The organism is Streptomyces sp. P17, from assembly GCF_032436805.1.
Classification (GTDB): Bacteria; Actinomycetota; Actinomycetes; order Streptomycetales; family Streptomycetaceae; genus Streptomyces.
Genome location: NZ_JAVRBF010000010.1, coordinates 146,029 through 152,215 on the forward strand (window position 1 = coordinate 146,029; position 6,187 = coordinate 152,215).

Annotated in this window: 5 protein-coding genes; 2 read left to right on the forward strand and 3 right to left on the reverse strand. The window is 69.8% G+C overall.

From position 1 onward, the window contains the following. Positions 1 to 31 precede the first annotated feature (31 nt). The 3 genes from tyrS to RMT89_RS09245 form a co-directional block, all read right to left on the reverse strand. Entirely contained in the window at positions 32 to 1,300 is a 1,269-nt protein-coding gene (tyrS, locus tag RMT89_RS09235) for a tyrosine--tRNA ligase (protein ID WP_315883306.1), read from the reverse strand. Positions 1,301 to 1,343: 43 nt separating this feature from the next. Next, the gene (locus tag RMT89_RS09240) at positions 1,344 to 2,735 is read right to left on the reverse strand and encodes a metallopeptidase TldD-related protein (RefSeq protein ID WP_315883307.1); all 1,392 of its coding nucleotides are present in this window, start codon (positions 2,733 to 2,735) and stop codon (positions 1,344 to 1,346) included. Positions 2,736 to 2,817: 82 nt separating this feature from the next. Continuing rightward, positions 2,818 to 4,341, reverse strand: coding sequence for a TldD/PmbA family protein (locus tag RMT89_RS09245; protein WP_315883308.1), 1,524 nt, complete (start codon positions 4,339 to 4,341; stop codon positions 2,818 to 2,820). Between the two features lie 244 nt (positions 4,342 to 4,585). Here RMT89_RS09245 and fabG point away from each other — a divergent pair, with 244 nt between their 5' ends. Then, on the forward strand, positions 4,586 to 5,290 hold the full coding sequence (gene fabG / locus RMT89_RS09250) for a 3-oxoacyl-[acyl-carrier-protein] reductase (RefSeq protein WP_315883309.1): 705 nt from the start codon (positions 4,586 to 4,588) through the stop codon (positions 5,288 to 5,290). Between the two features lie 5 nt (positions 5,291 to 5,295). After that, positions 5,296 to 6,063, forward strand: coding sequence for an enoyl-ACP reductase FabI (fabI, locus tag RMT89_RS09255; protein ID WP_315883310.1), 768 nt, complete (start codon positions 5,296 to 5,298; stop codon positions 6,061 to 6,063). The last annotated feature ends 124 nt before the right edge of the window (positions 6,064 to 6,187 follow it).

Consider the following 6,187-nt stretch of genomic DNA (forward strand, 5'->3'; position numbering starts at 1 on the left):
CCTCCGGCGGAGAGCCGCCCCTTCGGTGTGCCTACGCTCCGGTGACCTCGACCGCGGCGAGGTTCTTCCTGCCCCGGCGCAGCACCAGCCACCGCCCGTGCAGCAGATCACCGGCCGCCGGTACGGCGTCCTCGGCGGTGACCTTCGCGTTGTTCACGTAGGCCCCGCCCTCCTTGATCGTCCGCCGCGCGGCCGACTTGCTCGCCACCAACTCGACCTCGGCGAAGAGATCGACCACCGGAGCCAGCTCCGCGACCTTGATGTGCGGCACCTCGGACAGGGCCGCCGCCAGCGTCCGGTCGTCCAGGTCCGCCAGCTCGCCCTGCCCGAAGAGGGCACGGCTCGCGGCGATCACCGCGGCCGTCTGGTCGGCGCCGTGCACCAGCGTCGTCAGCTCCTCGGCCAGCGCCCGCTGCGCGGCACGCGCCTGCGGCCGCTCCTGGGTCTGCTTCTCCAGCTCCTCCAGCTCCTCGCGGGGCCGGAAGGACAGGATGCGCATGTACGTCGAGATGTCCCGGTCATCCACATTCAGCCAGAACTGGTAGAAGGCGTACGGCGTCGTCATCTCGGGGTCGAGCCAGACGGCGCCGCCCTCGGTCTTGCCGAACTTGGTGCCGTCCGCCTTGACCATCAGCGGCGTCGCCAGGCAGTGCACGTCGGCCTCGGGCTCCAGCTTGTGGATCAGGTCAAGACCCGCCGTGAGATTGCCCCACTGGTCGCTGCCGCCCTGCTGGAGGGTGCAGCCGTACCGGCGGTACAGCTCAAGGAAGTCCATGCCCTGGAGCAGCTGGTAGCTGAACTCCGTGTAGCTGATGCCCTCCTGGGACTCCAGGCGCCGGGCAACCGAGTCCTTGGTCAGCATCTTGTTGACCCGGAAGTGCTTGCCGATGTCCCGCAGGAACTCGATGGCCGACATCCCGGCCGTCCAGTCCAGGTTGTTGACCATCACCGCGGCGTTCTCGCCCTCGAACGACAGGAACGGCTCGATCTGCGCGCGCAGCCGGGTCACCCAGTTCGCGACCGTCTCCGGGTCGTTCAGGGTGCGCTCGGCCGTCGGACGCGGGTCGCCGATCTGGCCGGTGGCCCCGCCGACCAGGGCCAGCGGACGCAGGCCCGCCTGCTGGAGCCGGCGCATGGTGAGGACCTGCACCAGATGACCGACGTGCAGACTGGCCGCAGTGGGGTCAAAACCGCAATAGAACGTGACGGGACCGTCCGCGAGCGCCTTGCGCAAAGCGTCCTCGTCAGTGGACAGGGCCCACAGGCCGCGCCACTTCAGCTCGTCGACGATGTCCGTCACGGTTCTCGTATCTCCTTAGGAGTGCTCCGGGTCAGGTACGAGGTTATACGCCCTGACTGACAGAGCTCATATTGAAGTCCGGCACCCTCAGCGCCGGCATCGCAGCCCTAGTGAACCAGTCGCTCCACTCCCTGGGCAGCGTCTTTTCCGTGCGCCCGGCCTCGGTGGCCCGGCCCAGCAGATTCACCGGCGACTCGTTGAACCGGAAGTTGTTGACCTCGCCGGTCACCTCGCCGTTCTCCACCAGATACACGCCGTCCCGGGTCAGCCCGGTGAGCAGCAGCGTCGCCGGGTCGACCTCGCGGATGTACCACAGGCAGGTCAGCAGCAGGCAGGGCCCGCGATGGTCCGTGTCCGCCACCATCTCGTCCAGGGAGCGTTCGCCGCCGCCGTCCAGGATGAGGTTGTCGATGCCCGGCGCCACCGGCAGTCCGGTCAGACCCGCGCTGTGCCGGCTGGTCAGCAGGTGCCGCAGCTCGCCCTCGCGGATCCACTCGGTGGCCGTGAGCGGCAGACCGTTGTCGAACACCGACGAGTCGCCCCCGGAGGAGTGCGCCAGCACGAAGGGCGCGGCCTCCAGGCCCGGCTCGTTCGGGTCGCTGCGCAGGGTCAGCGGGAGCTCGGTCAGCCTGTCGCCGACGCGGGTGCCGCCGCCGGGCCTGGAGAACACCGTGCGGCCCTCGGCCGCGTCCCGTCCCGATGCCGACCACATCTGGTAGATCAGCAGATCCGCCACGGCGGTCGGCGGCAGCAGCGTCTCGTACCGTCCGGCGGGCAGCGCGACCTTGCGCTCGGCCCAGCCGAGGCGTACGGCGAGTTCGGCGTCGAGCGCCGCCGGGTCGACGTCCTTGAAGTCGCGGGTGGAGTGGCCCGCCCAGGCCGAGCGGGTGCGGTCCGGGGACTTGGCGTTCAGCTCCAGCGTCCCGTTCGGCTGGTCATGGCGCAGGCGCAGGCCCGTCGACGTACCGATGTAGGACGAGACCAGCTCGTGGTTGGCGAAGCCGTACAGCTCGCGTCCGCCGGCACGCGCGCGTGCGAAGGCCTCGCCGAGCGCCGGGGCGAAGTCGGCGAAGACCGCGGAGGAGGTCTCGGCGGGCGCGTCGGTGAAGTCCGGTGACGCCGGTACACCGGTGACGAGCGGCTGTGCGTCCTCGGCGGGCCCGGCACCGCGCGCGGCGGCCTCGGCGGCCCGCACCAGGGGCTCCAGCTCGTCGGCGGTCACCGCGGAGCGGGACACGACCCCCGAGGCCGTGCCCTCCTTGCCGTCGACGGTGGCGATGACCGTGAGCGTGCGCCCGCGTGTGACGCCGTTGGTGGTCAGCGCGTTGCCCGCCCAGCGCAGATTGGCGGTGGACTGCTCGTCGGCGATGACGACACAGCCGTCCGCGCGGGACAGCTCCAGGGCGCGCTCGACGATCTCGTACGGCTTGTTCATCGCCCGGCCTCCTGCGTGGTGTTGAGACTGTGCTTCTCCGGGGGACGACCCCCGGACCCCCGGCCGATCCTGGAGTTGCCGTTCATCGCCCCGCCTCCTGCGTGGTGTTGAGGATGTTGACGCCCCGGAACAGGGCCGACGGGCAGCCGTGCGACACCGCCGCCACCTGCCCCGGCTGGGCCTTGCCGCAGTTGAAGGCGCCGCCCAGGACATAGGTCCCCGGACCGCCGACGGCCGCCATGGAGCCCCAGAAGTCGGTGGTGGTCGCCTGGTAGGCGACGTCCCGCAGCTGGCCGGTGATCCGGCCGTTCTCGATCCTGAAGAAGCGCTGGCCGGTGAACTGGAAGTTGTAGCGCTGCATGTCGATGGACCAGGACCGGTCCCCGACGACGTAGATCCCGCGGTCGACGCCGCCGATGAGATCCTCCGTCGACATCCCGGCCGGATCCGGCTGGAGCGACACATTGGCCATGCGCTGCACCGGCACATGGCCGGGGGAGTCGGCGAACGCGCAGCCGTTGGACCGCTCGAACCCGGTCAGCTTCGCGATCCGCCGGTCCAGCTGGTAGCCGACCAGGGTGCCGTCCTTGACCAGGTCCCAGGTCTGGCCCTCGACGCCCTCGTCGTCGTAACCGATGGTCGCGAGGCCGTGCTCGGCGGTGCGGTCACCGGTGACGTTCATCAGCTCGGAGCCGTACCTGAGCTTGCCGATCTGGTCGAAGGTGGCGAAGGAGGTGCCCGCGTAGGCGGCCTCGTAGCCGAGCGCCCGGTCCAGCTCGGTGGCGTGCCCGATGGACTCGTGGATGGTCAGCCACAGGTTGGAGGGATCGACGACGAGGTCGTACCCGCCCGCCTCGACACTCGGCGCGCGCATCTTCTCGGCGAGCAGCTCGGGGATCTGCGCGAGCTCGCTGTCCCAGTCCCAGCCGGTGCCCCTCAGGTACTCCCAGCCGCGTCCGACGGGCGGCGCGATGGTGCGCATCGAGTCGAACTCGCCGCTGGACTCGTCGACCGACACCGCGGTCAGCTGCGGGTGCAGCCGGACCCGCTGCTGGGTGGTCACGGTCCCGGCGGTGTCGGCGTAGAACTTGTTCTCGTGCACGGTGAGCAGGGAGGCGTCGACGTGGTTCACCCCGGCCGCCGCCAGCAGCCGCGAGCTCCACTCCGCGAGCAGCCCCGCCTTCTCCTCGTCGGGCACGGTGAACGGGTCGATCTCGTACGACGAGATCCACGTCCTGTCGGTGTGCACGGGCTCGTCGGCGAGCTCCACGCGCTCGTCCGACCCGGCCGCCTTGATCACCTGCGCGGACAGCTTCGCCATCGCCACGGCCTGCGAGGCGACCCGGGCCGCCGCGTCCATGGTCAGATCCACACCGGAGGCGAAACCCCAGGTCCCGCCGTGCACGACGCGCACCGCGTACCCGAGGTCCGTGGCGTCCGAGGAGCCCGCGGGCTTGGCGTCCCTGAGCCGCCAGGAAGCGCTGCGCACCCGCTCGAACCGGAAGTCCGCGTGCTCGGCGCCGAGCGCACGCGCGCGTGCCAGCGCGGCGTCCGCCAGGGCGCGTAGGGGTAGTGCCGTGAAGGACTCGTCGATGGTATGAGGCACCTGGGTCTCTTCCTGTCGCCGTTACCGTGGTCGCTCCGATCATGTCGCGAGGGCCGGTCCGGGGACCACACGTTTGCCGCCTGCCGCCGGTTCGGTTCTGTAGGGATCCGACAGTGACTCCCACGCGCCACTGTCGGTGCCCGCTTGTCCTCGCGAGCCCCGGGACCGATAGGTTTTCCGGGAAGCCGCCTGTCATCCAGGTGTTCGGGCGGGTGTGTCAGACCGCTATCGAAAGGGTGATCCGTTGAGCCGCTCGGTTCTCGTCACCGGAGGCAACCGGGGCATCGGCCTCGCCATCGCCCGCGCATTCGCCGACGCCGGCGACAAGGTCGCCATCACATACCGCTCGGGTGAGCCGCCGGCCGGCTTCCTCGCCGTCAAGTGCGACATCACCGACACCGAGCAGGTGGAGCAGGCCTACAAGGAGATCGAGGCCGAGCACGGCCCGGTCGAGGTCCTCGTCGCCAACGCGGGCATGACCAAGGACCAGCTCCTGATGCGCATGTCAGAGGAGGACTTCACCTCGGTCGTCGACACCAACCTCACGGGCACCTTCCGCGTCGTCAAGCGCGCCAACCGCGGCATGCTACGGGCCAAGAAGGGCCGCGTCGTCCTGATCTCCTCCGTGGTCGGGCTCCTCGGCTCCGCGGGGCAGGCGAACTACTCCGCCTCCAAGGCCGCGCTGGTCGGCTTCGCGCGCTCCCTCGCCCGTGAGCTGGGTTCGCGCAACATCACTTTCAACGTCGTCGCGCCCGGCTTCGTCGACACCGACATGACCAAGGTGCTCACCGACGAGCAGCGCGCGAACATCGTGTCGCAGGTCCCGCTCGGCCGGTACGCGCAGCCGGAGGAGATCGCCGCGACGGTGCGGTTCCTCGCCTCGGACGACGCCTCGTACATCACTGGAGCCGTCATTCCCGTTGACGGCGGACTGGGAATGGGTCACTGATCACCATGAGCGGAATTCTCGAGGGCAAGCGCGTCCTGATCACCGGTGTGCTGATGGAGTCCTCCATCGCCTTCCACACCGCCAAGCTGGCCCAGGAGCAGGGCGCCGAGATCATTCTCACCGCCTTCCCGCGGCCCACGCTGACCGAGCGCATCGCCAAGAAGCTGCCCAAGCCCACCAAGGTCATCGAGCTGGACGTCACCAACGACGAGCACCTGGGCCGGCTCGCCGACATCGTCGGCGAGGAGCTCGGCAGCCTCGACGGCGTCGTGCACTCCATCGGCTTCGCGCCGCAGGACGCCCTCGGCGGCAACTTCCTCAACACCCCGTTCGAGTCCGTCGCCACGGCCATGCACGTCTCGGCGTACTCCCTGAAGTCGCTGACCATGGCCTGCCTGCCGCTGATGCAGAACGGCGGCTCGGTCGTCGGCCTCACCTTCGACGCGCAGTACGCCTGGCCGCAGTACGACTGGATGGGCCCGGCCAAGGCCGCCCTGGAGGCCACCAGCCGCTACATGGCGCGTGACCTCGGCAAGCAGAACATCCGCTGCAACCTCGTCTCGGCGGGCCCGATCGGCTCCATGGCCGCCAAGTCCATTCCGGGCTTCGCCGAGCTGGCCTCGGTGTGGGACAGCCGCGCTCCGCTGGAGTGGGACCTCAAGGACCCGGAGCCGGCCGGCAAGGGCGTCGTCGCGCTGCTGAGCGACTGGTTCCCGAAGACCACGGGCGAGATCATCCACGTCGACGGCGGTCTGCACGCCATCGGCGCGTGACGTTTGCCGCTCTGCCTCGGCTGACCCGAGGGCCCCGCACCCGGCCGGACGCTGTTGGTTAATCCGGGGCCCTGCGTGACGTCGGCCTTCGAGACCCGGTTGTGGTCTTGAAGGCCGACGTTGT